30 protein-coding genes and 1 pseudogene are annotated in these 25,332 nt (G+C 31.9%); 10 read left to right on the top strand and 21 right to left on the bottom strand.

Annotation, left to right across the window (positions count from 1 at the left end):
- Together Q3V94_RS06425 and Q3V94_RS06420 are read right to left on the bottom strand one after the other, a co-directional pair.
- Positions 1 to 128: helix-turn-helix domain-containing protein (locus Q3V94_RS06425; RefSeq protein WP_303526095.1), on the bottom strand; the 128-nt coding region annotated here is incomplete at its 3' end.
- Between the two features lie 105 nt (positions 129 to 233).
- Positions 234 to 662 (bottom strand): annotated as a pseudogene (locus tag Q3V94_RS06420) (thioredoxin domain-containing protein); the annotation flags it as partial.
- A 249-nt stretch (positions 663 to 911) separates the two neighbouring features.
- Between Q3V94_RS06420 and Q3V94_RS06415 the strand changes: the two are divergent.
- Positions 912 to 1,505 carry a cupin domain-containing protein gene (locus Q3V94_RS06415; protein ID WP_303526092.1) on the top strand — a complete coding sequence of 198 codons (594 nt, stop codon included), beginning with the start codon at positions 912 to 914 and terminating at the stop codon, positions 1,503 to 1,505.
- A 67-nt stretch (positions 1,506 to 1,572) separates the two neighbouring features.
- On the opposite strand, the gene Q3V94_RS06410 is transcribed toward Q3V94_RS06415, so the two are convergent.
- Genes Q3V94_RS06410 through Q3V94_RS06400 form a run of 3 tightly spaced genes read right to left on the bottom strand, consistent with a single transcriptional unit; the run spans position 1,573 to position 3,044 of the window.
- Positions 1,573 to 1,884 carry a YbjQ family protein gene (locus Q3V94_RS06410; RefSeq protein ID WP_008907420.1) on the bottom strand — a complete coding sequence of 104 codons (312 nt, stop codon included), beginning with the start codon at positions 1,882 to 1,884 and terminating at the stop codon, positions 1,573 to 1,575.
- Positions 1,865 to 2,095 (bottom strand): hypothetical protein, encoded by a 231-nt coding sequence (locus Q3V94_RS06405; protein WP_303526091.1) that lies wholly within the window; start codon positions 2,093 to 2,095, stop codon positions 1,865 to 1,867. The genes Q3V94_RS06410 and Q3V94_RS06405 overlap by 20 nt, the downstream gene beginning before the upstream one ends.
- Before the next feature lie 10 nt (positions 2,096 to 2,105).
- Positions 2,106 to 3,044, bottom strand: coding sequence for a phosphotransferase family protein (locus Q3V94_RS06400; protein WP_303526088.1), 939 nt, complete (start codon positions 3,042 to 3,044; stop codon positions 2,106 to 2,108).
- 98 nt (positions 3,045 to 3,142) lie between these two features.
- On the opposite strand from Q3V94_RS06400, the gene Q3V94_RS06395 reads away from it, so the two are divergent.
- On the top strand, positions 3,143 to 4,258 hold the full coding sequence (locus tag Q3V94_RS06395; RefSeq protein WP_303526085.1) for an NAD(P)/FAD-dependent oxidoreductase: 1,116 nt from the start codon (positions 3,143 to 3,145) through the stop codon (positions 4,256 to 4,258).
- Between the two features lie 32 nt (positions 4,259 to 4,290).
- On the opposite strand, the gene Q3V94_RS06390 is transcribed toward Q3V94_RS06395, so the two are convergent.
- The 4 genes from Q3V94_RS06390 to Q3V94_RS06375 form a co-directional block, all read right to left on the bottom strand.
- A complete protein-coding gene (locus Q3V94_RS06390; RefSeq protein WP_303526083.1) occupies positions 4,291 to 4,869 on the bottom strand; it encodes a hypothetical protein in 579 nt (192 codons plus the stop codon).
- A 129-nt stretch (positions 4,870 to 4,998) separates the two neighbouring features.
- Complete coding sequence (locus Q3V94_RS06385; RefSeq protein ID WP_008907425.1) at positions 4,999 to 5,544, bottom strand: NADH peroxidase; 546 nt, start codon at positions 5,542 to 5,544, stop codon at positions 4,999 to 5,001.
- Positions 5,545 to 5,663: 119 nt separating this feature from the next.
- Entirely contained in the window at positions 5,664 to 6,236 is a 573-nt protein-coding gene (locus tag Q3V94_RS06380; protein WP_303526081.1) for a sigma-70 family RNA polymerase sigma factor, read from the bottom strand.
- 160 nt (positions 6,237 to 6,396) lie between these two features.
- The gene (locus Q3V94_RS06375) at positions 6,397 to 7,146 is read right to left on the bottom strand and encodes a carboxylesterase (RefSeq protein WP_303526078.1); all 750 of its coding nucleotides are present in this window, start codon (positions 7,144 to 7,146) and stop codon (positions 6,397 to 6,399) included.
- Positions 7,147 to 7,304: 158 nt separating this feature from the next.
- On the opposite strand from Q3V94_RS06375, the gene Q3V94_RS06370 reads away from it, so the two are divergent.
- Positions 7,305 to 8,675 carry an MFS transporter gene (locus tag Q3V94_RS06370; RefSeq protein WP_303526076.1) on the top strand — a complete coding sequence of 457 codons (1,371 nt, stop codon included), beginning with the start codon at positions 7,305 to 7,307 and terminating at the stop codon, positions 8,673 to 8,675.
- Between the two features lie 49 nt (positions 8,676 to 8,724).
- Here Q3V94_RS06370 and hcp read toward each other — a convergent pair whose 3' ends face one another.
- Positions 8,725 to 10,365, bottom strand: coding sequence for a hydroxylamine reductase (hcp, locus tag Q3V94_RS06365; protein ID WP_303526075.1), 1,641 nt, complete (start codon positions 10,363 to 10,365; stop codon positions 8,725 to 8,727).
- Between the two features lie 150 nt (positions 10,366 to 10,515).
- On the opposite strand from hcp, the gene Q3V94_RS06360 reads away from it, so the two are divergent.
- Both Q3V94_RS06360 and Q3V94_RS06355 read left to right on the top strand, forming a co-directional pair.
- Positions 10,516 to 11,358, top strand: a complete 843-nt coding sequence (locus Q3V94_RS06360; protein WP_303526074.1) for a rhomboid family intramembrane serine protease — start codon at positions 10,516 to 10,518, stop codon at positions 11,356 to 11,358.
- 17 nt (positions 11,359 to 11,375) lie between these two features.
- Positions 11,376 to 12,644: a serine dehydratase subunit alpha family protein gene (locus Q3V94_RS06355; RefSeq protein WP_303526071.1), complete on the top strand. Its 1,269-nt coding sequence runs from the start codon at positions 11,376 to 11,378 to the stop codon at positions 12,642 to 12,644.
- 19 nt (positions 12,645 to 12,663) lie between these two features.
- On the opposite strand, the gene Q3V94_RS06350 is transcribed toward Q3V94_RS06355, so the two are convergent.
- Genes Q3V94_RS06350 through Q3V94_RS06340 form a run of 3 tightly spaced genes read right to left on the bottom strand, consistent with a single transcriptional unit; the run spans position 12,664 to position 15,655 of the window.
- A complete protein-coding gene (locus Q3V94_RS06350; protein ID WP_303526069.1) occupies positions 12,664 to 13,320 on the bottom strand; it encodes a cysteine hydrolase family protein in 657 nt (218 codons plus the stop codon).
- Positions 13,321 to 13,334: 14 nt separating this feature from the next.
- Positions 13,335 to 14,168, bottom strand: coding sequence for a YjjW family glycine radical enzyme activase (locus Q3V94_RS06345; protein ID WP_303526066.1), 834 nt, complete (start codon positions 14,166 to 14,168; stop codon positions 13,335 to 13,337).
- Positions 14,165 to 15,655: a YjjI family glycine radical enzyme gene (locus Q3V94_RS06340; protein WP_303526064.1), complete on the bottom strand. Its 1,491-nt coding sequence runs from the start codon at positions 15,653 to 15,655 to the stop codon at positions 14,165 to 14,167. Before Q3V94_RS06340 ends, Q3V94_RS06345 begins: the two co-directional genes overlap by 4 nt.
- Positions 15,656 to 15,796: 141 nt before the next feature.
- On the opposite strand from Q3V94_RS06340, the gene Q3V94_RS06335 reads away from it, so the two are divergent.
- Positions 15,797 to 16,372 (top strand): hypothetical protein, encoded by a 576-nt coding sequence (locus Q3V94_RS06335; RefSeq protein ID WP_274767037.1) that lies wholly within the window; start codon positions 15,797 to 15,799, stop codon positions 16,370 to 16,372.
- An 8-nt stretch (positions 16,373 to 16,380) separates the two neighbouring features.
- Here the strand turns inward: Q3V94_RS06335 and Q3V94_RS06330 are convergent, their stop codons facing one another.
- Genes Q3V94_RS06330 through Q3V94_RS06320 form a run of 3 tightly spaced genes read right to left on the bottom strand, consistent with a single transcriptional unit; the run spans position 16,381 to position 18,237 of the window.
- Positions 16,381 to 17,205 (bottom strand): Mrp/NBP35 family ATP-binding protein, encoded by an 825-nt coding sequence (locus Q3V94_RS06330; RefSeq protein WP_303526061.1) that lies wholly within the window; start codon positions 17,203 to 17,205, stop codon positions 16,381 to 16,383.
- Between the two features lie 58 nt (positions 17,206 to 17,263).
- The gene (locus Q3V94_RS06325) at positions 17,264 to 17,725 is read right to left on the bottom strand and encodes a (2Fe-2S)-binding protein (RefSeq protein ID WP_368506510.1); all 462 of its coding nucleotides are present in this window, start codon (positions 17,723 to 17,725) and stop codon (positions 17,264 to 17,266) included.
- Between the two features lie 8 nt (positions 17,726 to 17,733).
- A complete protein-coding gene (locus Q3V94_RS06320; RefSeq protein ID WP_303526056.1) occupies positions 17,734 to 18,237 on the bottom strand; it encodes a gamma carbonic anhydrase family protein in 504 nt (167 codons plus the stop codon).
- A 148-nt stretch (positions 18,238 to 18,385) separates the two neighbouring features.
- Here Q3V94_RS06320 and Q3V94_RS06315 point away from each other — a divergent pair, with 148 nt between their 5' ends.
- Positions 18,386 to 19,102, top strand: a complete 717-nt coding sequence (locus Q3V94_RS06315; RefSeq protein WP_303526055.1) for a GGDEF domain-containing protein — start codon at positions 18,386 to 18,388, stop codon at positions 19,100 to 19,102.
- Positions 19,103 to 19,121: 19 nt separating this feature from the next.
- On the opposite strand, the gene Q3V94_RS06310 is transcribed toward Q3V94_RS06315, so the two are convergent.
- The 3 genes from Q3V94_RS06310 to Q3V94_RS06300 all read right to left on the bottom strand — a co-directional run bounded on the left by Q3V94_RS06310 (position 19,122) and on the right by Q3V94_RS06300 (position 21,306).
- On the bottom strand, positions 19,122 to 19,475 hold the full coding sequence (locus Q3V94_RS06310; RefSeq protein WP_303526054.1) for a DUF948 domain-containing protein: 354 nt from the start codon (positions 19,473 to 19,475) through the stop codon (positions 19,122 to 19,124).
- Positions 19,476 to 19,486: 11 nt separating this feature from the next.
- On the bottom strand, positions 19,487 to 19,843 hold the full coding sequence (locus Q3V94_RS06305; RefSeq protein ID WP_274767033.1) for a YtxH domain-containing protein: 357 nt from the start codon (positions 19,841 to 19,843) through the stop codon (positions 19,487 to 19,489).
- Between the two features lie 134 nt (positions 19,844 to 19,977).
- Positions 19,978 to 21,306 carry an FAD-dependent oxidoreductase gene (locus tag Q3V94_RS06300; protein ID WP_303526053.1) on the bottom strand — a complete coding sequence of 443 codons (1,329 nt, stop codon included), beginning with the start codon at positions 21,304 to 21,306 and terminating at the stop codon, positions 19,978 to 19,980.
- 384 nt (positions 21,307 to 21,690) lie between these two features.
- Here Q3V94_RS06300 and Q3V94_RS06295 point away from each other — a divergent pair, with 384 nt between their 5' ends.
- Entirely contained in the window at positions 21,691 to 22,017 is a 327-nt protein-coding gene (locus Q3V94_RS06295) for a co-chaperone YbbN (protein WP_303526050.1), read from the top strand.
- An 8-nt stretch (positions 22,018 to 22,025) separates the two neighbouring features.
- On the opposite strand, the gene Q3V94_RS06290 is transcribed toward Q3V94_RS06295, so the two are convergent.
- Together Q3V94_RS06290 and Q3V94_RS06285 are read right to left on the bottom strand one after the other, a co-directional pair.
- Positions 22,026 to 23,261 (bottom strand): MFS transporter, encoded by a 1,236-nt coding sequence (locus tag Q3V94_RS06290; RefSeq protein ID WP_303526048.1) that lies wholly within the window; start codon positions 23,259 to 23,261, stop codon positions 22,026 to 22,028.
- Between the two features lie 23 nt (positions 23,262 to 23,284).
- Positions 23,285 to 23,632: a DUF2500 family protein gene (locus Q3V94_RS06285; RefSeq protein ID WP_303526045.1), complete on the bottom strand. Its 348-nt coding sequence runs from the start codon at positions 23,630 to 23,632 to the stop codon at positions 23,285 to 23,287.
- 126 nt (positions 23,633 to 23,758) lie between these two features.
- Here Q3V94_RS06285 and Q3V94_RS06280 point away from each other — a divergent pair, with 126 nt between their 5' ends.
- Together Q3V94_RS06280 and Q3V94_RS06275 are read left to right on the top strand one after the other, a co-directional pair.
- Positions 23,759 to 25,048 carry an aminotransferase class V-fold PLP-dependent enzyme gene (locus Q3V94_RS06280; RefSeq protein WP_303526043.1) on the top strand — a complete coding sequence of 430 codons (1,290 nt, stop codon included), beginning with the start codon at positions 23,759 to 23,761 and terminating at the stop codon, positions 25,046 to 25,048.
- 10 nt (positions 25,049 to 25,058) lie between these two features.
- Positions 25,059 to 25,289, top strand: a complete 231-nt coding sequence (locus tag Q3V94_RS06275) for a hypothetical protein (protein ID WP_303526041.1) — start codon at positions 25,059 to 25,061, stop codon at positions 25,287 to 25,289.
- Positions 25,290 to 25,332 lie beyond the last annotated feature (43 nt).

Genomic DNA, 25,332 nt, shown 5'->3' with positions numbered 1-25,332 from the left:
TTTTTATAGTATTCTATTTTGTCATGTAGCATTTTGTTGTATATAAATCTTACACAACCAAATACTTTAGCAAAATATTCTTCTTGTTCTTTTGTTGGATATATCCTGTATTTATAAGCCTTTAGCAAAATTACACCTCCTTCCTGTAATACTGATTATATCATAAAAAAGAATTTATCAATCAACATTCATCACCCACTTATAGAAGTGGGCGACTTCTGTTACTCTTTAGTTAAATCAAGCATTCCAATTCTACCAAACTTGCTTTCCTTTGCAATATATGTCGCAGCGTAAAATGGTTTTTTATCCGGTGTCATTATTATAGTTAGAGGCCAACCTCCTCCTCCCGTCATCATTTGGCATACCGTCATATAAATTGCATCAATATCAGGCCTTTCTTCCCTATCAACTTTTATACTGACAAATGTTTCATTCATAAGTTTTGCCACTTCTTGGTCTTCAAAACTTTCATGGGCCATAACATGGCACCAATGGCAGGTTGCATATCCAATACTCAAAAATATAGGTTTATCTTCAGATTTAGCCTTTTTAAATGCCTCCTCTCCCCAAGGATACCAATCAACAGGATTGTAGGCATGTTGCAAGAGATAAGGAGATTTTTCTTTTATTAACCTGTTATGAACACCAATTTTACCCTTCATTTTTTCACCCTCTTGAAATTTTTATATTATTAAGCTTATCAATTTTAGTTTGTCAAGACAAAAGTTTTTAATTCTGTTGCACAATAATTTTTTATCCAATAAGAGCTGAACATACAAAATATCTCATAAAGAATCTGTTAGGATTTTTGTCGACTAATTTAACATTTTAATCCTACCATTCATATAATATTATTGTGAGTATGTTGAAAGGAAAAGAATATGTATTATCCTTATTTTTGCCCTTACTTAATGAATCAAACAAGAAACACTAAGGAAACTATGTTTACCCCCTTCATTTCTTATCCATGCCCTTACTTTGTTAATATGCCTTTTTATAGCGATGATTTTACCCATAACGATTCATGCTATATGCGCTCTGAGTCAAGACCAGATTATTCAGGGCATTATCAAAATGAAGGTTTAATTGAGCTTAAGGATTATGGCTCCAAACCCTTTGTAGTTGATATTGAAAAGGCTACTAAGCAAAATAATAATTTCCGTTTAGCTCTATGGACAGGAAATCATCTTCAGCTTACTTTGATGAGTATTAAGCCTGGCGAGGAAATAGGCTTAGAAATTCATCCTGATGTTGATCAGTTCTTGCGAATCGAAGAAGGGCAGGGAGTTGTCATGATGGGGGATAGAAAAGACAGGTTGGATTTTAAAGCAAATGTTTACGATAACTATGTAATCTTGATACCAGCTGGCAAGTGGCATAATTTGATAAATACAGGTAATACACCGCTTAAACTTTATTCTATTTATGCACCGCCTCAGCATCCAAAGGGCACAATTCATAAAACAAAAGAAGATGCAGAAGCTGCTGAAAAGGAATACAAGTAAGATTACAAATATTATTAAAATTAAACCTCTCACTTGCAAGTTGTTTGCCAGTGAGAGGTTAGCATTTTTACTTAAACTTTACAGCAGTCCCATAAACGATAACTTCTGCAGCCCCTTGCATTATATTACTGGTGGCATATCTAACATTAATTATAGCATCTGCTCCTAACTTTTCAGCTTCCTCCACCATTCTTTTGGTCGCGATAGCCCTTGCTTCGTTCATCATCTCAGTATAGGATACTATCTCACCGCCAACCAAAGTTTTAAGTGCGCTTAAAATATCCTTCCCTATATGCTTAGAATGGACAACTGAGCCCTTAACAATAGACAAAGTCTCAAGCTCTTTACCCGTAATAAAATCAGTATTTACTAATATCATCTTCCTTCCCCTCCTTTATTTCCTTAATTCTTTCAAAGGCAACATAGACAAATGAGCCTATTATAAATAAAGCAATAAAAAGGATTAAATAGGCAAAAAATCTTGGGACCGAAGTTGAAAATATAGCTGAAATAATCCCTATAAAATACGAGCCCATTATTATAGTTCCAATAAATGCAATTAATAAAACAGTTAAAATACCTTTTTTCATAGTTCACCACCTAAAATTTATTAATATATTTTTTTACTAATTCTAACCCTTGTTTATAATATTCCGGTGCCTTAAAATACGTCCAGCAGCAAATTCCAAAGCCTAATCTCAAAAGATAATAATCAAGCCTTTCAAAAAAACCATCATCAATACTAATATATTTTTTATACCCCTCAAAAAATGATTTTTCGATATCTTTATTCTCCAAAAAATACCTAAAATACAACCTGGCAATATCCATTTCTATATTTCCCGGGAAACTTTGTTCAAAATCGACAATTCCATTTACTTTGTATTCACCATTTTGACAGATAATTAATATATTTCGCCCATCAAAGTCATTGTGACAAAGCCTTGATTCTTTAATATTCTCTATTAAATTAAAATTCCTTTTTATTTTCTCTGCAGCTTCAATTAAAATTACCTTATCATCTATATTTTGTTTCATCAATTCACATAATTGAAATTCGAAACTTTTCACAAAATATGTATAATAATCCTTTATATTGTGGACACTTTCTCCCTTATAATCCCAGTCACCAAAAAAATTAAAGGTTTTAATAGAATGAATTTTGCCTAATTCCTTACCTATTTCCAAAAATATCTTTTTTAATTGTTCCAAAGTCAAAGTGTTAAGTAAATTATCTAATGCCTCCCCTTCAATATATTCATATATCATCCATCCATTACCATCATCTAAGACCCCATGTTTAAAATATTTAGGGCATTTTAAAGTAGAATTTTTTAATAGACTAAGGGAAGCTATCTCTCTTGGCATTCTATTTTTTATACCAAATATCTTAAAAACAATCTTTTGGCCGTCGTTAAGTTTAATATAAAAAACATAGTGCCTATTTAATTCATAATGTCCTATTGATCTTATCTCTTTAACATCCATTGAAAATAATTTTTTAATTATACCTCTTATATAGTTCTCATCGTAGGTCATAGTAATTCCCCCAAAAAGGACTTTTAAATATTTTAACACAAAAATAATTGGTATAAATAGCTTTATTTTTCACAATATAAAGTAAAGGAGGTGGAAAAATGAAGGTAGCTATTATGGGGGCTGGTATCTCTGGACTATCTTGTGCAATTACACTTGAAAGATATGGGATAATGCCAACAATTTTCGAAAAAAGAAATAGAGTAGGGGATAGATTTATTAATGCAGAAGCTATGTTTGAAATATTAAATAGGCCCATAAAGGATTGCATTCCCTATATAAAAGAAAAATTCAGTATAGATTTACAACCTATAAAAGAAGTAAATAAATTAACTATCCATTCTAAAAATGAAAAAAGCGATATAATTGGTAAGATAGGCTATACCAATATAAGGGGTAGGCATGAAAACTCCTTTGAAAATCAGCTTAAAAAACAAGTTAAAAGTAATATTATTTTTAACTCTAAATATGAATATGAAGAACTTTGTAAGGAATTTGATTATATAGTAATAGCGACAGGCGATGGAGAATATGCTACACATTTAGGTAATTACAGATGTGACCTTACATGCACTATAAGGGGAGCTACGGTTGTTGGAAATTTTATTACTGACAACCCTCATGTATGGTTTAATTATAATATAATCCCTAAAGGATATGCATGGCTAATACCTTTTTCTGATAAAGAAGCAAACTTAGTTATAGCTTATCCTGATTACCCTAACAATATTAAATTAGATATAAACGATATGTGGGAAGCCTTCTATAACTTGGCATGCAGCGAATTAAAACAAAGCTTAAAAATAACCGATAGGTTTGAAATAACAAGATACATGATGGGGATATGCATAAGGCCTAAAATAGATAATACTTACTTTATAGGAAATTGTTTTGGAACAATAAGCCCCGGTCTTGGTTTTGGGCAGTTTGCATCGGTTTTAACCGGCGTGTATTGTGCCTACGATATCTTAGGAAGGGCAAAATATGAAATTCTAACAAAGCCTTTATTTAAAAACTATTACAATTCCCTAATTCTTAGAAGGTTCTTAGAAGGTTTAGATGATTATGAAATTGATAAGTTAGTAAGGAATCTAAATAATAAGTTAATTAATAAATTCGTTAGTAAAATATGCGGTAATAACATGAGGATAGATATACTAAAATTGTCGACCCCCTACATGAAGCTGATAAACCGTATCAAAGAATCTAAAAAGTGATAAAACAAATTTAAAACCACCCAATGGTGATTTTATGCAATCTCCTTTTCTTTTTCTATTAGTTCAATAATCTCATGGATTTGTTCCCAGTTAAACACTCTATAAATACCTTCTTTTAATGGTTTTCTATTATAGGGACAATCGATAAGTAAAACCTTAAAGCCTTCCTTTGCAAGTTGGACTGCATTCTCATACCTGTCTTCAATGAAAATGTCGCATCTTAACTCTTTTGCTTTCTGAATTTTGTTATGGGTTCCTAGTAAATAAACTTCGCCCTTTGGGAAATTATACCTTTTAAGCCATTTTTCAGTTATATTCATTAATTTGGGTTCCCTGGCAGAAACATAATAAATATTATGCTTTTGGGAGATGTCCTTTAAAACCTTAGAAGCAAATTCTCTTGGCTTTGCTCTAAAATGTATTAGCTCTGAATACATATCATAAAATTTATTATATTCTTCCTCAGAAACCCCTAATACTTTATAAATTTCATATTCTTTAATGTCGTCTTCTTTTAGATTCTTATTAAAATAATAATTTGCTAAGTCTAACCAATAGAAAGGATCTGTTATTGTTCCATCGATATCTATACATATATTTAATCTTACCATCCTCTCACCTCCTGATTTTATTTTAAAATCTTTTAATAAACAAAGAATTATAAATTTGTTAAAAAATTGTTAAATTATAAAGGCCGCATAATGCGGCCTGAGGGGATACCCCTTTATTAAGAGGGGAGATTATTCAAAATATCTTTTTAAAAGACCTCTAAATGCTGCACCGTGTCTTGCTTCGTCCTTGCACATTTCATGAACAGTATCATGGATAGCATCAAGGCCAAGTTCCTTTGCCCTCTTTGCAAGTTTTAGCTTGCCTTCACATGCTCCGTATTCAGCTTCAACCCTCATTTGAAGGTTCTTCTTTGTGCTATCTGTTACAACTTCCCCTAAAAGCTCAGCAAACTTTGCAGCATGTTCTGCTTCTTCAAAGGCAATTCTTTTATATGCTTCTGCAACTTCAGGATATCCTTCTCTATCTGCCTGACGGCTCATTGCAAGATACATACCAACTTCTGTGCATTCTCCCATAAAGTTTGCCTTTAAACCTTCGATTATTTCTGGATCAACTCCCTTTGCAACTCCAATTCTATGTTCATCAGCCCAAACGAGCTCTCCGTTTTCCTTTGTTATGAATTTTTCCTTTGGCGCACCACATTGTGGACATTTTTCTGGTGCTTCACTTCCTTCATGAACATAACCACAAATTGTGCAAACAAACTTTTTCATCTTCCCATCCTCCCCATAAGAAAATATTTTAAATTTATTCTTTACATTTTATATATTATCATAATTTTTTATTTATGACAATAGTTTTTTGTAGAAAATTATTTTCCTTTAGGAAATTATTACAAGTCTAAATTATCCTTTATCTTTTTAACAGAGTTTTTTATAACCTTTCCTATATAACTTACATGAAAACCTAAATCATCCGCTATTTCTTGCATTGTTTTACCTTCTAAAAAATACTTTTTTATTATCTCCTCCTGCCTTGATGTAAGGTGCCTAAATGCTTCATATATTCTTCTTATATCCTGTTCTTTGGTTATTTCCTCTAAAATCTTATGTTCAAACTCTTCATCCTTTATTATATCTTCTATTTTTCTATTGGAATCATAATAAAGTTCTTGATTTAATGAAATGTATCCAAAGTTTTTCTGGGCTTGTCTATAAAAACTTCTTATTTCATTTTTTATGTAGGTATAGGCTAAAGTAGAAAACTCTATATCTTTTGAAATATCGTAATCTAAAAAAGCCTTATAAAGTCCTATGCTTGCAACCTGAAAAAGATCAGCATACTCTAACTTGCTTTGCCACTTTTTACACAAATTATGTATCAAGTTCTTGTATCTTGAGAAAATTTCATCAAAGGTTACAACTATGTATTCCTCGTTTATTTTAACAAGCTTTTCCTTAACCATCCTTCACCTCGTATGTTCTAAAGTTCTTTATAAATAATTTTATCATCTAATTATCATAAGTAAACTTGTAAATTTGCAAAAAGTAAAAAATCCGGATTAGGTTTTTATCCGGATTTTAGGTTGTAGACAAACTCCCTTTAGTGTTTAGATTTTGAAGTTTTTATGAATTTAAAAATTTATATACTGCATTAAAAACATCATGCTTTTCACATTCAATTGTTATGTTATGCCCGCACTTTTTTAAGATACACTTTTGTTTCACAGAAGATGTAGCTGCGTTATAAAGATAATCAACGCTTGCAATATCCACAGTGCTATCCTTTTCGGACTGAACAATAAATAAAGGTGATTTTACTTTTTTTAAGTTCTTTTTTACCAAGCGATTTAATTTATTAAATTCATGAATTGACTTTACTGGAATTTTATCATACCCTAGAAGGTATTTCTTTTCTTCTTCTGGTCTTTCCTCTGGTGGCCATTTTGCATATCTCATAAAATACTTTATTATAAAGGCAAAGTTCCCTGTTTTGTTTTTTAAGATTAACGGAGGTGATAGAGCTACTACCTTATCTATATCATAATTTTCAGCAATATATAACGCTAATAGTGAACCCATAGAATGGCCTATAACATAAATCTTAGAACAGCTTTCCTTTAAAAAATTTAGTCCCCCTTCAACAGATTTTATCCAATCCTTAAATGTAGATCTTTCCATTTCATCAATTGAAGTCCCATGCCCATGCAATCTAACACCATAAACAGTATATCCCTTTTCATTTAAAAAGTGTCCTAATTCCCTAAGTTCAGCAGGCGTTGAAGTAAATCCATGAATTAAAAGACACCCTTCTTCTCTGCCCTTTAAAAAATATTCTCTTCTCAGATCTTCTTGATTTAACTGCAAATCTTTCATTCAATCCCCCCTCAGCCTATCTTAATTACAATTATAGAGCAATTTTCTGAAAATTTCCAATTTACTTATTTACTATTTAAACAAAATATCTTAAAATATAATAGAAAGCCTTTTCTATTCTCTTTTTTCTTAAAAATTTTCAAATGTGGGGGGATAACATGAAGGAAAAACTACCTTTTTCAAAACTCGTAGCATATTCATTAGGGCAATTTGGCTGGTCAATTTTATCAGGAATAATAGGAACATACCTTATCTTCTACTATATTCCTACTGAAAAGTCAGGAATTTCTACTTTGATTCCTCAGGTTACTTTTTTTGGTTTTTTAACTATCATTGGTTTAATTACGATGCTTGGAAGATTTTTTGATGCAATAACCGACCCATGGATTGCAACCTTAAGTGACAGGTGTAAATCTAAAGATGGTAGGAGAATCCCTTTTATGAAGTATTCTGCTATTCCCTTTACGCTCACAACAGTTCTTGTATTTTGGACTCCTTTTAATAGTGAAAGTTATTATAACGCTTTATATTTAACAATACTACTTCTTCTATTCTATCTTTTTATGACGATGTATGTAACACCTTATTTTGCGCTGCTTTCAGAACTTGGACATACACCCGAAGAAAGACTTAATCTTTCTACAGCGATTTCCATTACATGGTTTTTAGGCTTTGCCGTTGCCTCTCAGGCCCCTGTTATATGGAATATATTTTTAAATATGGGCTATAGCAAAAGAAGTGCTATATTAATCACTTTTTCAATACTTTCATTAATTGCTTTAATATTTTTGCTAATCCCCGTATTTACAATAGAAGAAAAAAAATATTGTGAAGCAACTCCTTCAGAAATTAAAATGGTAGAATCTATAAAAGCCACTTTTAAAAACAAGGATTTTAAAGTATTTGTTTTTTCCGACTTAGTTTACTGGATAGCAATTACCACATTTCAAAATGCTCTCCTATACTATATAACTATTTTGTTGGACCTTCCTGAAGCTATGTTAAGCATTCTATTGATTTTACTAGGTGTAGGATCCTTTATATTCTATGTTCCGGTTAATTTACTTGCAAAAAAATATGGGAAGAAAAAACTTCTTATCTTTGCCTTTGTTCTTTTTATAGTTACCTACTCATTGGGTTTCTTTTTAGGAAAGCTTCCGATATCCAATACTATTCAAGCATATCTTTTAGTTATTTTTGCCTCAATTCCTATGGCAGTTTTTGGAATATTGCCTAACGCAGTTATTGCAGATATAGCAGAGTTTGATGCTATTCATACAGGTTCTAAAAGAGAGGCAATATTCTTTGGCACTAGGACATTTATGTCAAAGGTTGGTCAGATGCTTTCTATGCTGGTTTTAAGTTCACTTTTACTATACAAAAGAAACGGAAGCAACGAAATCGGTATAAGGTTAACTGCCTTATCAGCCGCACTGTTCTGTTTTTTAGGGCTTATATTGTTTTTAAAATACAATGAACAATATATCCTAATAGGTATTTCAAAGAAGGATAAAAATATAGGTATATAAATAAAAACTTAAACTTAAGTGCCAGGCACTTAAGTTTAAGTTTTTTATATTAGCCTAAAAACATTTTTAAATCATCTTCAACATTTGTTATTCCACCTATTCCAAACTTTTCAACTAAAACTTTAGCAACATTTGGTGAAAGGAAGGCTGGTAGTGTTGGTCCAAGGTGAATATTTTTAACTCCAAGGTAAAGCAATGCAAGAAGAACAGTTACAGCCTTTTGTTCATACCAAGCAATATTGTATGAGATTGGAAGCTCATTAACGTCATTAAGACCAAATACTTCCTTAAGTTTTAGTGCAATAACTGCAAGAGAGTATGAATCGTTGCATTGTCCTGCATCAAGAACTCTTGGGATTCCTCCAATATCTCCAAGATCCAATTTGTTATATCTATACTTTGCACATCCTGCTGTTAATATAACTGTATCCTTTGGAAGGGCCTTTGCAAATTCTGTGTAGTATTCCCTTGACTTCATTCTACCATCACAGCCTGCCATTACAAAGAATCTCTTTATTGCACCGCTTTTTACAGCTTCAACAACTTTATCTGCAAGGGCAAGAACCTGATTATGGGCAAATCCACCAACTATTTCGCCCTTTTCAATCTCAACAGGCGGCTTGCATCTCTTTGCATGTTCTATAATTTCACTAAAGTCCTTTCTTCCATCTGCACCTTCACTTATATGTTTAACTCCTGGGAAGCCTACAACCCCTGTTGTATATACCCTATCCTTATATGAATCCTTTGGTGGGACTAAGCAGTTAGTTGTCATAAGGATTGGTCCATTAAAGCTTTCAAATTCTTTATCCTGTTGCCACCATGCATTTCCATAGTTTCCTACAAAATGAGGATACTTCTTGAATGCTGGATAGTAATGGGCTGGAAGCATTTCACCGTGAGTATAAACGTCAACTCCTGTCCCCTCTGTTTGCTTTAAAAGCTCTTCAAGATCCTTAAGATCATGGCCACTTATCAAGATAGCTGGATTATTTCTAACTCCAATATTAACCTTTGTTATTTCAGGATTTCCATATGTTGAAGTATTAGCCTTATCTAAAAGGGCCATTGTGTCTACTGCATATTTCCCAGTTTCCATTGCAAGAGCAACAAGCTCATCCGCAGTTAAACTATCATTTAAAGTTGCTGCAAGTGCCCTTTGCATAAATTTGAAAATTTCGTTATCCTTAAAGCCTAATTGATATGCGTGATAAGCATAGGCAGCCATTCCCTTAACACCGTAAGTTATAAGCTCTCTTAATGATCTTATATCTTCATTTTCTGTAGAAAGAATTCCTATTTCTAATGCCTTGGAATCAAAGTCATTTCCACTTCCAGTCCAAATAGCTGCATCATGATTAATATCGCTAATATTTATTCCTTTAATTGAAAGAGCATGTTTAATATTATCTCTTACGATAAGTGCGTCCTTAATCTTTTCAACAAAGTAAACTTTATCAAAATTAACATTTGTGATTGTAGCAAACAAACCCTCCATCACAAATTTATCAACATCATCAAATTGAATGCCGTTTTCCTTTGCAACAATGTTAAATAACGAAATGCCCTTTAAAGTATACATAAAAAGATCCTGCATTCTTGCAACATCATCAGTTTTTCCACAAACACCCCTTAGCGTGCAACCTATACCCTTTGCAGCCTCTTGGCATTGAAAACAAAACATACTCATGTTTATTCCTCCTTTTGATTAATTTTACAATTTAAATATACTACTTTATCTCATCCCAATCAGTGATTTTTATCACATAGTTAAATTTAATGAAAAAAATTTTGTTTTAGGTTATAATATAATTAAAATACAATTGAAGGGATGATTGACATGAAGTGGTTATATAAGCTGGAAAATAAATATCATAAATATTCAATAAAAAATTTAATGTTGTATATCGTAACTTTAACCTTCGCAACCTATTTAATATCTACCTTTAATCCATCTATAATCGATAATTTTATGCTCATTCCAAATCTTGTTTTAAAAGGACAAATTTGGCGCCTTATAACCTTCCTCTTTATTCCACCAACCTTTAGCCCCCTTTGGCTTATAATAACCCTCTATTTTTATTACATGATAGGCACGTCCCTCGAAAATTATTGGGGTTCCTTTAAGTTTAACCTTTATTACCTTATCGGAACTTTAGCAACAATAGCAGCCATGTTTATAACCGGAGGATATGGAACATCCTTTTATCTTAATCTATCGTTATTTTTAGCCTTTGCTTATCTTTTCCCTAATATGGAAATACTTTTATTTTTCATCCTTCCAATAAAGGTAAAATATATTGGATATGTTTATTGGATATCCCTCGGATACGCTGTTTTATTTAGTCCTTTTCCTTCAAAAATTACAGCTCTTTTCTCCGTCCTTAACTTTTTAATATTCTTTGGAGATGAAATATTTACAAGGGCAAAGACAAGAAGATACTCATACTTAAGAAGAAAAGAATTTAAAAGCAAACTTCCAAAGTCAAAAAATTATCATCACAAATGCACCGTCTGCGGTATAACCGATATAGATGATCCTAATATGGAATTTAGATATTGTTCAAAATGTGCCGGAAAACATGCATATTGCTCAGAGCACCTTTATAATCACGAACACATTACAGAAGAAGAGGAATTAAAATCAAAAATTATAGAATTTAAACCAAAGAAGAAAGAATAATTGAGGAGGAAATATTAATGGATACCCACTGTTTAACAATACTAAAAAGTGAAGTTAAACCTGCCCTTGGCTGCACTGAGCCCGTAGCTGTAGCCCTATGTTGTGGAAGGGCAAAGGATGAACTTAATGATATCCCTGAAAAAGTTGAAGTTTTTGTCAGTAAAAATGTTTTAAAAAACGGAATGGGGGTTTATGTCCCAAACACTGATATGGTAGGTCTTGATATTGCAGCTGCTGTAGGAAGTTTAATAGGAAACTCCCACAAAGAGCTTAATATACTTGAAGATGTAGATGATAAATTGCTTTTAGAGGCAAAAAATTTTTTAAAAAATGATAAGATAAAAATCTTTCTCAAGGAAACTAAGGACAAGCTATATATTGAATCTATTCTTTATAAAGGGGATTCCTATGTTAAAGTTATCATCAAGGATAAGCATGACAAAATAATATATATTGAAAGAAATGGAAATGTAATTTTAAAGGATGAAATAGAAGAAATCGCCTTATGCTCTAAAAGCCACAGGCTATCAATAAAAGAAATATATGAATTTGCCACATCAGTAAATTTTGAAGAAATAGCATTCTTACTAGAAGGCGTTGAAATGAATAAAAAAATTGCACAGGAGGGTTTAGACAAAAATTATGGCCTTAATGTCGGTAAAAACATTATTCAAAATATCAAAAAAGGAATTTTGTCCGATGACATTCACAATTTTGCTATGGCCCTAACAGCAGCCGGAGCAGACGCCAGGATGTCCGGAGCAACCTTGCCTGTTATGAGCAGTGCAGGAAGTGGTAATCAGGGGTTAACTGCAATATTGCCGGTGGTTGCAGTTTCTGAAAAATTAAACTGTAGCAGTGAAAAGCTTGCTAGAGCTATTGCAATAAGCCATTTAATAACCTACCATATAAAAACCCATTTAGGAAGACTTTCACCTGTTTGTGGATGCGGTGTCGCTGCAGGTATTGGTGCAAGCTGTGCAATTACTTATCTTTTAGGTGGGGCATATGATAATATAACCAAAGCAATAAAGAATATGGTTGCTAACCTTACTGGAATTGTATGCGATGGTGCTAAGCCAAGCTGTGCCCTAAAACTTGCAACATCAGCATCTGCTGCAGTTCAGTCAGCACTTCTTGCTGTTTCAGGAATTGAGGTATCAAAACATGACGGAATAATTGAAGATGATGTTGAAAAAACGATAGTTAACCTTGCCACGGTTGGAACATTAGGAATGTCTGTAACAGATGATGTAATACTAAACATAATGATAAATAAGTGCTAAGAGGATGCAAAGCATCCTCTTATTTTACGGTCTTTACTATTTCAACTCCATTTCCTGCCATTATCATTAATGCAACTATATTTAAAAGTTCTGCATAATGATATCCTAAATCATAAGTTTCTACTGCACTTATTGGCACTATAACCCTTGCTTTTATATTTTTCATGTTAAAATATGCCTTTAAGGTATTGGCAAATTGTTCAACACATATATCTGTGCAGTCACCTACGATTATAAAATATTTAATCTGAGGATTATTCTTTAGCCAATCTTGAAACTCATCCTCTAAAAAACCATTAGTAGAATTTTTGTTAATTATTTTTAGTTCTGCTACCTCTTTTAATTCATCCACAACCTCGCTTTCCCATGTTCCCCTTACACAATGACTTGGATATGAACTAAACTCAGGGGAATCCTCACTATGGCTGTCAGCAAAAGCAATGGCTTTTATTTCATTTTCTTTGCAAAGCCTTAGTATTCTTTCTGTTTCTGGAATCAAAGCCTTTATTCTTGGACTTGAGAGGTTTCCCTCCTTGCAAAATCCGTTTATCATATCAACTATAACTAAAACTGTTTCTTTTGAATTTAATTCCTTAATATCTAAGTGAGGTCTTTCATCTAAAAATTTTTTCATTTCCTCTAAAGCATCTAAAGCTTTCTTTTCATCAAGACCCATACTATTCCTCCTTATCACGTTATTATAACATTTTTACAACCATTATTTACGGCTATTTCTTTTAACTTTATCATAAAATCATCCGTTGGACTTTTTATTCTTGAAAATTCCTTCCTTACGCCTAAAGGTCTAAACTTTATAAGCTTGTATCTTATTTTGTCATCAATATTTGCTATCATTTTGCTTATACTATCAATATTGTTAACATTATCTAAAACATCTGGAACTACAACTGTTCTCACTTCATATAGTTTTCCTATGCTTCCAAGATAGATTAAATTCCTCAAAACATTTTTATTGCTTTTTCCTGTGAGCATGATATGTTCCTTTTCATCATAGGATTTTACATCAAGCATGACTGCATCAGTTAAATTCAATAAATCATTAAATTCTTCAAACAAAATATATCCGTTAGAATCAAGAAAGCAAGTTAAGTTTAAATTCTTTATTTCTTTAAATAATTCCTTCAAAAATTCAGCATAAAGCATACATTCCCCACCGGATACAGTTACCCCTGATAAAAAAAGTTTATATTTATAAACCTCATTTAAAATTTCTTTAACCGACATATATTTAACTTTAGGCGAGCTTAGATTGGGGCATTCTTTTATACACAAATCACACTTTACACAAAGAGCTTCCTTCCATAAAACCTTCCCATCAATAATATTTAAAGCACCCTTTGGACAAACTTCCAGGCAAATTCCACAGTTATTACATAAGTTTATCGTTTCTGGGTTGTGGCAATAAAGACAGTTAAAATTACATCCTTGAAAAAATAAAGAAAATCGGTTCCCAGGCCCATCAACACTACTAAAGGGAATTATTTTATTAACAGGTGCCTTCATATTTTCCTTACCTTTCTTTCAAGAATCCTTTGATTTTTAACTGAACCAAGTCCTAATACAACAGCATCGTTATAAACTTGTTCACCCTTTTCTAGCTTTTCTATGTCTGATTTTTTTACAAGATAACCTGTAATCCTTATAACATCACTATCGTTCCCATAAAAGGATATATACCTTAAACCGCTTGCAAAGGAACCCTTTATAATATCTAAGATAAACTCAGGGTTATTTTTTGCTGTAACATCAAAACTAAAGACATCCCCTATTCCAGAAGGGAAATATTTATGAAAAGGTGCAGACTGTAAAAGATGCTGTGGAAGCTCCGGCTCCTCACCAATTGGAATTCTGCATCCTGGGCTTATTCCTTTATCTGTATCAATGCCAACTTGTGCATGAAGAAGGAAATTTCCGTTAGAAAACTTGCAGAAATTATTTTTATGTTTTTTCACTTCTTCGTCTAACTTTTCTATTATTTTTATACCAAGTTCATTAGCATATTTCCCATGACCAAACCTTTCAAAAGCATTGTTTGAATTTATAAAATAATTAACACACTCTGCAAGGCCAAAAATTCCGAACATAGCTGTAAACCTATCCTTGTCTATAAGCCCTTCCTTAACAAGGAAGCTGCTTTGGAAAAAGTTTGACTCTTCAACTAAGAATCTTATTCTTTCATCCATGTAGTTTGCCATCACATCAACTGCATAGGGTAAGATATTATCTAAAAAATCAAATTCATCCTTTGCCTTTTTAGCAAGATAGGCAAGATTAAGTCTAACAAGAGTATAACTTCCTCCACCTATTGGCAGCCCATTATAACAGCTGGCTATAGCATATTTTTCACCCAAATCCTTTATAAACATATCATGATTTGCAAAACTTGGTTTTGCTGTATCTAAGGATGTTAAAACTGCTTCAATTGCAAAATCATCATCGGTCTCATCGCTATACTTTAAAGTTATATTGGGAACTGAATTTTGAAGTTCCCTCGTTATTTTTAAAATTATTTCTCCTGCCTTTGTTCTTTTAGGACCTATATTAGCATGACAAAATGAATCAGTAATGGTTCTATCAATATGCTCTAAAAATAATTTTATAGCTTTATATGCCTCCTTCTCATCTTCAATAAAGGGTTCAAGCAAATAATCTATGTTGCCTATATAAACTGGGAAGCTTGTTATTGAGGGAATATGCTTATATAATATTAAAAGATTATTAGTAGCCTCCCATATATCATTTGGAGGATTAAGTCTTAAAAAATCGCTTCCATTTTTAAAAAATTTTTCAAAGTCAACAACTATATATCTTGGCCTATATGGAGCATTTCCTTCATTAAGATCGCAAATTATTCCTTCTTCCTTTAATTTCTTTGCTTCATCGCTTATATTAAGAACATTTAATGAATTTTCTGCAGCCCTTGCAAGGGATATAAGCTTTTGATGATAGGTTTGGGTAAAATCTTTAATTATATTTAAAACATTATCCATAACATCACCCCTGACATGTTCTTAAGTTTATTATATCAAACTATTTCTTGATTTGCAGTAATTTATTGACTTGGAAAAATTTATCTGAGATAATTTTATTAGAAGGTCTGTTAAATAATTAACCTAAATTGAGGTGGTCTTATGCAGCTGAAATTGGCTAAAATAATAAGCATCATTACTACTGTTCCGAGTTTTGCTTTATTTGTAATTTTGTTTATCCATAAAAATACAACAATTTTTAACGATATAAAATGGCTATACTTTTGTATTTTATTTTTAACTTTAATTCCTATATCTTCATACTTTGTTCAAAACTTCATCCCATCCATCAAATCACAAGGACGAAGTGGTGAAAGAAAGTTAGCTTTTATTTTTGCATTACTCTCTTACATATTAGGAACAATATTAGTTTTTTATTTTAATGCCCCTTATAAAATAAAAATAATCTTCTTATCCTATCTTTTATCAAGTATTGTTTTAACATTTATAAATAAAGTAATAAAAATAAAGGCCAGTGGCCATGCCTGCGGAATCGCTGGCCCCTTAACCTTTACCTTTAGCTTTATTGGATATAAAACTATAATATTATCTATTGCCTTACCCTTAACATGGTGGGCAAGGCTAAAGATGAACCGTCATACTTCTAAAGAATTATCCCTTGGAACATTAGTTGGCATTTTATCAACATTGGCAGTCCTAATAATATTAAATGGATAGGTCCCCACCTATCCATTTACTTTTTCTAATATTTTATTTATTATTGGTTCAAATATTTTGGAGATATTATCTTTATTTTCGTTATATAATTCTAAATTATTCATATCTTCATTCATCGGAATTTCTCCAAGAAGTTCAACACCCAAATCCTTTATAAACTTTTCAGTATCTCCTTTAAATAGTTTTATCTTCTTTCCACAATCTGGGCAAACAATATAGCTCATATTTTCAATTACACCTAAAACATTTATATTCATCTTTCTTGCCATGTTTATCGCCTTTGCAACAATCATTGAAACCAAATCCTGTGGAACTGAAACCATTATGATTCCTGTAATTGGAATAGATTGCATTATTGTTAGGGCAACATCCCCTGTTCCTGGTGGCATATCGATTATAAGATAATCTAAATCGCCCCATAAAACCTCATTCCAAAACTGCTGAACTACGCCTGTTATTATGGGCCCCCTCCAAATTACAGGCTGATTTTCATCCTCCATTAAAAAGTTTAGAGACATTGCCTTTATTCCATCATCAGTTTCAACAGGAAAAATAAATTCTTCGTTACCTGTTGCCCTTTTATCTTTAATGCCTAAAAGTCTTGGAATGCTTGGGCCTGTTATATCCGCATCTAAAATGCCAACCTTGTAACCTTTTTCTCTTAACTTTTTTGCAATAAGAACTGAAACAGTAGATTTTCCAACTCCACCTTTACCACTCATTACAGCAATAACCTTTTTAATGTTGTTGTTTGGGTTAAACTCAATTGTGCATGTTCCAGCATCTTTACTGCTGCAGGTTGCAGCTGAAGGACATGTATTGCAATTTGACATAATATCACCTCATTTTTAGCATTTGACATTTATATATTAACTCTTTATATTGTTTTTGTCAAATGCCCATATACTTTTCCATTACTTTTTTTATATCATTGCTGCAGCATTTTCCCTTTGGATTGTTTATTTCACAATTACAATTTTTCATTGCACCGGTTTTTATTATCACATCCTTCAAAGTATTGGCACCATCTTCTATAGCCCTTTTTATATCTTCTTCTGTTACCCTGCTACAATAGCAGATATATTTAGGATTAGCATCCCTTTTAAACCACACCGGAACCTTTACATCTTCCTTTTTAAATATTATATCATCTGCATAATACACAACATCACAATCCTCATTAAGGCAAATTGAATAATTTAAATCCTTGACCAATTTATCTTCCTTCACAAGATGTTTTACGGTTTTTAAACTTACCCCCTCCCCCTTCATATTGCATTTTGGACATTTTTTTACCAATGCTTCAACTGAAGCCTCCTTAGGTCCTCAGCAGGATCTTGAATTGTTAATCATAATATCACCTACCTATAATTTTTAGATAGTTCTATGTAGTGTTTTGCTGAATTTTTAAGATATTCTATTTCCTCTTCAGTCAATTCCCTAATAACCTTTGCAGGCGAACCCATGCATAAAACCCTTGGAGGTATTTTTTTGTTTTGGGTTACCAAAGAACCTGCACCTATAATAGTATATTCTCCAATTTCTGCATTATCTAAAATAATTGAACCCATACCTATAAGAGAATAGTCCCCTATTTTACAACCATGAATAATGCAGTTATGCCCAACTGTTACATAGTCACCTATTATTGTCGGACTTTGTCCGGTTGAGGCATGAACAGTAGTATTATCCTGAATATTGGTTCCTCTACCGATTTTTATACTATTTACATCTCCCCTTAAAACAGCATTAAACCATACATTAGAATCCTCACCAATTTCAACATCTCCAATGATATGAACACCCTCTGCAACAAAAGCAGCTTCATGGATTTTAGGCAAATGATTTTTATATTTATGCTCCATAAATAACCCTCCATATATCAAGTATTCTCTAATTTCTACGATAAAATAACTGTAATAAAAAATCAATATGAATATTTATTTTGTTGAAAACTGTCGAATTAATATGTATAATATAAACATGAAATTCCTTTTGAAAGGAAGATAAAGATTGAAAAAAATTAATTTAGGTGCACTTAAAATAGTATTAGTTTATGTTATATTAAGCATCGCTTGGATTTTTTATTCGGATATTTTTATAGTTAAATACGCAAATCAAAGGGCATTTTTCGTTAAAATTTCTATTTTCAAGGGTTTCTTCTTCATATTTATAACAGCTGTTCTCCTTTATGTATTAATAAAACGAGAAACCGAAAGAAGAATAAAAATATGGAAGTATTTTGCAACATACGATATAATGACGGGAGCCTATAATCGCAATGCCGGACTTGAGATTCTAGAAAAAATATTCGAAAAACATAAGAAGGAAAATAAAGATCTTTCTATCATCTATGCTGACATCAATAACCTTAAACAAGTAAACGATACATTGGGGCATCATGAGGGTGATAGATTAATTATTAATGTCGCAGATGTTTTAAAAAAGAATATAAGAAGTTCAGATTATGTAGTAAGAATAGGTGGAGATGAATTTTTAATAATTCTGCCTAACTGCAACAGTCTAAAGGCAGAAAATATAATAATTAGGATAAAGGAAGCATTAAAAGAGCTCAATTTAAAAAATCAAAAAGTTGATCATAGCGTAAGCTTTGGTGTTGCATCCCTTGAGGATTTTTATAAAACAACCGATGAAATGATCGCCTTTGCAGATATGATGATGTATAAGGATAAAAAAAACTATAAAGAAATCAATCTTCAACCAGCATAAAAAATAGCCGCAAAAGCGGCTATTTTTTAAACCTTTTTTTCTTTGGCCAAATTTCTTTTATTTCGTTTATTAAAGCTAAAACTGCCTCTATTGTTGTAACTAAGTCAATTCCTTCCTTTGAAGCAGCAGCTTCTCCATTTGGATTAAATAGTTTATCTACATAGTCTATCTTTTGTTTTGCTGAAGTTGTTATTTGACTAACATTTTGCAGTGATTCATCTATATTCTTTTTATTGTCTTTTAATATGGAATTTGCACTATCAAGTAACTCGTTTAATTTTTTTAAAGTTTTAACAAGATAAAATGTTATAAATATGAGCAAAACAGCAATTAAAGTTAAAAGTAACCCCTGAGGCGTTATCGTTAGTGTCATAAGTTCACCTCTTATTCATTTGGATTTTCTTCCGTAAAGCCTTCCATATTTTCCTGTGAATATGGCGTTTCCTCTATATTAGCTTCTACGTTTACAGGTTCTTCCTTTTTGGTAAACTTCTCTTCAACCCTTTCCTTAACTAGTTTAGTTGTTTCCTTTATCTTCAAAGCAGCCTTCTTTGATACTTCCTTTACTTCTTCTTTAATTTCTTCCCTTGTTTCCTTTCCTGACTTAGGTGCTGTTAAAATCCCTGAAACTAATCCTACGACGCTTCCTATAGCTGCACCTATAGCTAACCCCTTCTTAAGATTTTCCTTTGCCTTTTTCTTTCCTTTAAAGTCAAAGTCGATTATAACCTTTTTGGACATACCCATCCCTCCTTGTTTAGTTAATTATAGCACTTTATGTAGATATTAGCAATAATTCAAAAATTAATTTATTGATACAATTATAATATTCATCATAATAAAAAGTGTTACAAAAAAGGCAAGCTATCGCTTGCCTATATTGCATTTAGCGCTGCTATATTTAATAGATTCCACGGCTTGTTAAAATGAGGTTGGAAGAAAAAGTCTACAAATGCAAGTTCATCAATCGTCATATCATTTTGAATACATACCGATGCTGTATTCATCATTTGAGTTAAATCAACCTTTGATAGTATTTGGCTGCCAAGAATTCTTTTACTTGTTTTTTCATAAACAACCTTTAAAATTGCCTTTTCATGGGTTGGCATAAATTCTGGCCTATAACTATCCTCAATTAAAACACTTTCTGTTTCAAGTCCATAGTATTTTGCCATGTTTTCTGTAAGTCCTGTTGCAGCTATATTTAAATCATAAATTTTGATTCCTGATGTTCCTTGTGTTCCTAAATATCTTGTTGTTGGCTTAATCAAATTTCTTGCCACAAGAGTTCCCATTCTAACAGCATTGGTTGCAAGAGGAATATATTCATGCTTTTTAATCGGATTGTAAAATACAGCACAGCTATCCCCTGCTGCAAATACATCCTCTTTGCTTGTTCTCATATATTCATCTACTATAATAGCACCATTAGGAAGCATGTTTAATTTTCCTTTAAACAAATCTGTGTTTGGCCTAAACCCAATACATAGGATAACAAGATCAGCATCATATGTTCCCTTATCTGTAACAACCCTTTCTACTCTTCCATTTTCTCCTTCAAATCTAATAACACTTTGAGATAATGCAAGCCTTACTCCATGCTTTTTTAATTCCTCTTCTGCTAAGTCCGTAAATTCTTTGTCTAGATATTTGCTAAGTATTCTGTCTTGGCTGTCAATTAGTGTGACATTTTTTCCATTTGTTTCGAAGGCTTCTGCAAGTTCTACCCCAATATATCCTGCACCAACTACAACTATGTTTTTTGCATCCCTTGATTTTTCTATTATTGTATTTGAGTGATAAAAGTTTTTTGACAGAAGTATATTTTCAAGCTCAATACCCTCTATCTTAGGAACAATAGGCCATGAGCCAGTTGTTATTATTAATTTATCATAGTTATCTTCAAAAGTTTCTCCTGTTTCTAAATTCTTTACTTTCAATGTTTTTTTATCCAAATCCACATCTAAAACTTCATGTTTCATCTTGGTTTCTGCACCAAGCTCCTTTAGTTTTTCCGGCGAACTATAAAAAAGTCCTAATGGGTCTTTAACCACTCCTCCAACATATAAAGCTATGCCGCAGGATAAAAATGATATGTTATCGTTTCTTTCATAAACAGTAATTTTAGCATCTTTGTATAGTTTTGCAGTATTTACTATTGCAGCTGTTCCTGCATGAGTGCATCCTATAACAACTACCTTCATAAAAACTCTCCTTTCATATATTTTTCTATTAATATTATAAATTAATAAATAATAATTATCAATAAACAAATTATATATTTATTGATATTCAAATTTTCGACAATCCTCTTTTAGATTTTGTTAGAGCTCCTTAAGGATTAAAAAAGTATATTACATAATCTCTATTAGAAATGCTTAGCAAAATGAGCAAACGCCAGGGAAATCCTTTGCAGGGCTTATAATAAAAACTTTTTAACAGTCTGTTTATATTTATTAATTAATTTTTGTTATTTTATACAGGTTATTCTTAACTTATTAAAAACAAAATACAAATTAATTTTGACATATACCCTTTTAGGGTATATAATTGATTAATGTATAATTAATCTTAGAAAGGGGATTTATATGTTGATATTAAACTCCAACACTGAAATAAAAGATTTCATATCCTCCAATCAAATGGCAATATTATATTTTACAGTGGAAGGATGCAATGTTTGTAAGGTTTTATTACCTAAAATAGAAGAAATGCTTCAAAAATATCCAAACGTAAAACTTGCAAAAATAGATGTGTCAAAAACCCTTGAAGCCGCTGGTGCTTATTCTGTATTTGCTTATCCAACTATACTTTTATATATAGAAGGAAAAGAATACGCAAGGGAATCAAGATATGTTAGCATAGAAAGTTTTGAGGAAACTATAAAAAAATACTATAATCTGCTTTTTAGTTAAAAAGGCTGCTAAATTGCAGCCCCTTCTTTTTTACCTAGATTTTCTTTTTTATCGTATTTACTTAAAAGATACATAAAAATGCTCGCAGCAGAACTTAAAATAAATATAAGTGGCCAAACATTTCTTACTCCATATTTTTGTATGAATCTTCCCATTATCAATGGGCTAATCCCATGCCCTAAACCTTGAACTATAGACATAAGTGAATTAAACCTTCCTCTATGGGAGGCTGGAGTATGATCTGCAATATAAACTCCCGAATTTGTGGCATGCAGTATTTCCCCAAGCGTCCAAATAAATGTCGACAAAATATAAGGATAGAAACTTACGAAAAAATATTGTATGCCAAAGCCGATTGCAAAAAATATTCCTGCAATCGTTATATTTAATATAGCTTTATTTTTTCTTGTTATGTGAATGATTATCGTTGTAAACGTTATTACAACAGTTGCATTTATTGAATTTATTATGCTCATAAACCTTGCAGCATTTTCGCCGTAAACGTCCTTTAATTGTATCGTCGTTGAAAAGTTAACCTGGGCATAAGAAAAGGCAAAAATTGAAGAAATAAGAGCAAAATATAATAATTCTTTTCTTTCAAATAATACTTTAAAGGTATTGCCTTCCTTTGGTCTTTCCATCTCGTCAAGTTCGTCATGTTTAATTTCAGGTTCCCTTACAAAATACCATATAAAGAACACTGATAAAAATATAGCTACTGCGTTCCCTATAAAAATTAGATTAAAGTAATTTATATATAAAAATCCTGCTATCAACGGACCAACTGCAAATCCAACGTTTATTCCAAGATAAATTAACGAAAATGCTTGTTTTCTGTTTTCTTTGTTTGTAAGGTCCGTTACCATAGCGCTGTTTATAGGCTGTGCAGCACCATTCAAAACTCCAAATAAAATAACAAACCATGGAATTATGGTTTTATCAATAAAGGCACAGGCTAGGATAAAAAGCCCTGCAATAGTCTGGCAAAAAACGAAAATGCTTTTTCTTCCATATTTATCAGCAAGTTTTCCTCCCAAGATTGAACCTGGAAGATATGATGCCGCTGCAAGGCTTATAAATTCCCCCGCAGCCTTCGGCGACATTTTAAGCTTATCGGTTAAGAGCATAGTCATTAATGGGAAGACAAAGTTTCCCATGCTGTTTATAACCCTTGCCAAAAATAAAAAATATATATCCCTCGGAAGTCCTATATATGGTGAAAAAAATTTTTTAAATAAATTCATTTTCAGCCCACCCTTCAAAGCTCTCATTCTTTTCTAAAATCCTTTAACCATTCCCCTTGGTATGTAAGATATCCTTCTTCTCCTTTAAAAATCCCATCGTAAAGAATATTATTGCATAAAAGTTCTATTGTTTTTCCACCTTCAGTTTCAAAGGTTATAGAAAATTTTGTTCTATTTAGGTTACCACTTACATGATAAGGAATATTTACCGTTCTTATCATAAACGTCTTTTTGTCTATAACTTTTGCTCGTATCGTCTTAACTGGTGACAATAAATTTTTTAAATATCTTATTAATATTAAAAAAATAATGATTGCCATCAATATAGTTATTATATATTGAATTACTATTGTAAAAAAATATATTGCCATATAAATCACCTGCTAATTTTTTCATAATATTACTATTCTATATAAGTTTATAAATTCCTTTAAATCGATGTCAAAAAATTTTTACCTTAATATACTAATATAAGAAAGCCTTTGGGGTTGATTAATATGTATTTTAGAAATTTAGTAGTAGGAGTTAATACATTAGTCCCTCTTAAAAATGGGAAATTAACAAGATACATTAATTTCGATAACGCTGCAACCACACCTCCATTTATAAACGTCATGAATGCAATAAATAGTTTTGCCCCATGGTATTCATCTATCCACAGGGGAACAGGGTATAAATCAGTATTTTCAACAGAAATCTATGAATCATCAAGAGAAAAGGTATTAAACTTTATAGGTGGTGATTCAAAACTTGATACCGTAATTTATGTTAGAAATACAACTGAGGCGATAAATAAGTTATCAAACAGATTATGTAAAGATGATAAATGCGTAGTGCTTTCTACATTTATGGAACACCATTCAAATGACCTCCCTTGGAGGGGGAAGTTTAAAGTTGATTATATTGAAACCGATGATTGTGGAAGGCTTTTGCTGGATGATTTAGAAGGTAAACTTAAAAAATACGATGGAAAAGTTAAACTTGTAGCTGTAACTGGAGCTTCAAATGTAACGGGTTATATTAATCCTTATTATGAAATTGCAAAATTAGCACATAAATATGGGGCATTTATTTTAGTGGACGGTGCTCAGCTTATTCCCCACAGAAAATTTGATATGAAATCCCATTCAGATGATGAACATATAGACTTTATAGCCTTTTCTGGACATAAAATGTATGCTCCCTTTGGTGTCGGTGCCCTAATCGGCCCTAAAAGGATTTTTGAAAAGGGGGAACCTGATTTAAAGGGCGGAGGAACCGTTAAGGTTGTTTCACATGATTTTGTAATATGGGAGGATCCACCTTCTAAAGAAGAGGCAGGAACGCCAAATCTTATGGGAGTTGTGGCACTCATTGCTGCAATTGAAACCCTTCAAAATATAGGAATGGATAAAATAGATGAATATGAAGGAACCCTTTTAAAATATGCAAATCATATTTTATCCCAATTTAATGATGTAGAACTTTACTGTCCAGATATTAGTAATAAAGTAGCTATTATTCCCTTTAATATCAAGGGTATATATCATGGCAAAGTTGCAGAAATTCTTTCTGACTATTTTGCAATTGCCGTAAGAAGTGGATGCTTTTGTGCTCAGCCATATATTCAAAGGCTTTTAAGGATAGATAAACAAAAAATACTAAAAATATCCAAAAATCCAGACTCTAAAAGACCAGGAATGGTAAGATTAAGCTTTGGACTTTACAACACCTTCGATGAGATTGATATCCTTGCAAGGGCTATAAGATTCATTATTGCTAATAAATCCTATTTCCAGTCGAATTGAGGGTGATAATATGAAAAACACATGGGTTAGCACAAAAAAGATAATCGCCATAATGCTCACTGGCGTATTTTGCTTTCTTAGTATAAAGGGTGTTATCAGCTCCACAGAATTTCTAACAGTTTTTACTATGATAATTTCCTTTTATTTTGGTCAATCGACTGCAAGGGATACTTTAAAGGATACTAATTTCTTTAAAAATGAAGTTAACGAATCTGTCAATAACACAAATGACATATCTTAATATATTAAATATTTAAGCTAGCCCCATGATTTAGTTTATCATA

This window comes from Caloramator sp. CAR-1, from assembly GCF_030546345.1.
Classification (GTDB): domain Bacteria; phylum Bacillota; class Clostridia; order Clostridiales; family Caloramatoraceae; genus Caloramator; species Caloramator australicus.
This window is presented reverse-complemented; position numbering and strand designations above follow the sequence as displayed.